General features: G+C 62.4%; 2 protein-coding genes and 1 pseudogene. 1 reads left to right on the top strand and 2 read right to left on the bottom strand.

Features of this window, described 5'->3' with window-relative positions:
* Window positions 1-74: 74 nt before the first annotated feature.
* A pseudogene (locus QZ271_RS14175) lies at window positions 75-1493 on the bottom strand (SulP family inorganic anion transporter); the annotation flags it as partial.
* Between the two features lie 176 nt (window positions 1494-1669).
* On the bottom strand, window positions 1670-1819 hold the full coding sequence (locus tag QZ271_RS14170; protein ID WP_291432569.1) for a hypothetical protein: 150 nt from the start codon (window positions 1817-1819) through the stop codon (window positions 1670-1672).
* Between the two features lie 388 nt (window positions 1820-2207).
* On the opposite strand from QZ271_RS14170, the gene QZ271_RS14165 reads away from it, so the two are divergent.
* Window positions 2208-2828, top strand: a 621-nt coding sequence (locus QZ271_RS14165) for a TIM barrel protein (RefSeq protein ID WP_291432566.1), incomplete at its 3' end; no start/stop codon positions are given.

Here is a 2828-nt window from a genome sequence, read left to right as displayed (position 1 = left end):
TTTACGCGTCAACCTCATTGCGGCGGTGTGTAATCGCACCGTTGTCAACGTGGCGTGACTTTCGCAGGAGGTCTATTCAAACCGGTCAACTCCACGGGCGTCCCCTGCCGCATGAATTTCAGCATCACCTTATCCAGGGCCGCCACGGCGGAACCATCCCAGAAATGCGCTTCAGAAAGATCAATGAGCACCCTGCGAGCCGGGTGGCTGAACTCAAACTGATGCAGGAAGTCGTGCGTACTGACGAAAAACAGCTGCCCCCGCACCTGGTATGTCCGTATGTTCCCGTCATCGACGTGCGTTACCTCCGAAAGCTGCGAAACGTTCCGCGCGAAGAACAGGGCGCTGAGCACCACACCTACGAGCACGCCTAAGCTCAGGTCATGCGTGGCCACAGTGACCGCCACCGTCGTCAGCATCACGATCGTCTCGCCTTTCGGGAAAACGGTGAGGGTCCTCAGGCTCCCCCAGTCGAAGGTACTGATGGCGACCACGATCATCACTGCGACGAGGGCTGCCATCGGAATCTGCACCAGCAGCGGTTGCAGCAGCAGGATCAGCACCAGCAGGAATGCCCCGGCCACGAAGGTGGAGAGCCGCCCACGCCCCCCGTTCGTGACGTTGATCATGCTCTGGCCGATCATCGCGCAACCCGCCATGCCGCCGAAGAACCCGGTTACGATGTTTGCCACACCCTGACCCCGCGATTCCACATTCTTATCGCTCGTCGTATCGGTCCGCTCATCGATCAGCTGCGCCGTCAGGAGGCTCTCCAGGATTCCTACGAGCGAGAGGGTCAGTGCAATCGGGAAGATGATTCGGAGCGTTTCGAATGTCAGCGGCACTTGCGGCACCTGGAACGGTGGCAGTGCAGTCGGCAGCGCACCCATATCCCCGACCGTCTTGACGTCGGCTCCGGTAAACACGGCTACCAGTGTCAGGGCCACGATGGCGACCAGGGCGCTCGGAATGGCTTTAAATACGCGTGGAAGCAGATAAATGATCGCGAGACCAGCGGCCACCATTGCGTACATCTGCCAGTTCGCGCCGGCAAACTGAGGCAGCTGCGCCATGAAGATCAGAATGGCCAGCGCATTCACGAAGCCCACCATGACACTGCGCGGCACGAATTTGAGATACCGGGCCAGTTTCGCCCAGCCGAACACCATCTGGAGCACGCCGGTCAACACGGTAGCCGCAAACAGGTATTGAAGGCCGTGGTCTTTGACGAGGCCGATCATCAGCAGGGCCATCGCACCGGTTGCGGCACTGATCATGCCTGGGCGGCCGCCCAGAAACGCGGTGACAATCGCGATGATGAACGAGGCATACAAACCAATCTGCGGGTCGACACCGGCAATAATGGAGAAAGCGATGGCTTCAGGAATCAGCGCCAGCGCCACCACCATGCCGGCCAGCAGGTCTGTGCGGGGCGTGGCAAACCATTCGCGCTGGTACTGCTTGAGATCGAACCTCGTTGGATGGGTAGTCATATGCACCTCATGGGGTGCCGTGATAACCGCCAGCGGCCGTGAGGCCTACTGGAAAGGAAGATGCGCAGGAAGCGCACTGCAGATTCGGTCATCGTCGGGGGCGTCACTCAGGGCGGGACGCCGCACCCGCGGCCCGGCTAGTATGCCACGCCCGGGCAAGCGGTGTGCGGGTTCTGTCAGGGTAGGTGCTCAGCGGGGCGAGTCCAGCGCGTGAAGTCGGGCATGAGCAGGTCACCCGTGAACACACTGACCAGACCCTCCCAGACGCCGAAACGCTGCTTGTGCAGCGTGGAAATATAGCTCCTGATCCGAGCAAATACCGGCATGCAGCACGGGTTGCCGTGTCAGTGCCGCTCGGAGGTGCGACTCCACGTCATGACGGCCGATCGGCGGCGAGACAGAGGGCGATGGTGCCATCACCGGACAACGTGCCCCAGCGACACCTTTGTCGGCGCTGCGCGTGTCGGTGCTGTGCGTGTCGGCCCTGCACGTGTCGGCCCTGTGCAGTCGGTCGCGGCGTGCTGGAGACGAGCATGGCGCTGTGCCCTGGATGTTCTACGGCGAGAAGAGCGTGATACCGAGGCGGACGGGACGTTCTGTAAACAGGAGGTTCTTTCATACTTCGCTTGGCATGTATGTCGTGAACCGCCCGAACTTCGTGGTGCTGATTCTGCCCTGACGGGCCGGACCTACAGTCAACGCCGGGAGAACCCCGTGAATGACCTGAAAAGACTGGGCCTGGCCCTGCTGCATCCCGAGCTGGAAAAACACGCCGACTGGCTAAGCGCTGAGGGGCGCGACATTGAGTTGCAAGACCTTTGCGAGAGCTGTGACCTGATGGAGGGCGACTGGCATACCCTGGCCCGTGAGCAGGCGCGTCTGTTGCAACACCACCGGGGCCGCATCGGCGTGCACGCACCCTTTCTCAACATGCAGCTCGCCGCCGCCGACCCACGTATTCGCCGGGTGGTGCAGGAGCGCTACTTCCAGGGCCTGGATTTCGCGCAGGCGGTGGGCGGGCAGTGGCTCGTCATTCATAGCCCCTTTCACTTCTGGGGTGGGCTGACGACCGCACACCGGGCGAGTCTGGCGCAGGAAATGGCTGTCGCGCAGCTCACCCTGGAACCCGTGTTGGAGCGGGCCGCCTCGCAGGGCGTGAGTCTGGTCATCGAGAACATCACCGACCGCGACACGGGGCCGCTGCTGGAGCTGGTGCGTTCCTTCGATTCGCCGCATGTGCGCCTGAGCGTGGATGTGGGGCACGCGCACGTCGGCGCGGTGTCGGGCGGGGGCCTGAGCGCCCACGGCTGGCTCTCGCAGGGAAGTGAGCTGCTG

The sequence above is a fragment of the Deinococcus sp. genome (assembly GCF_018260555.1).
Classification (GTDB): domain Bacteria; phylum Deinococcota; class Deinococci; order Deinococcales; family Deinococcaceae; genus Deinococcus.
The sequence above is the reverse complement of the archived record's forward strand: the minus strand, read 5'-3'. Positions and strand labels throughout refer to the sequence as shown.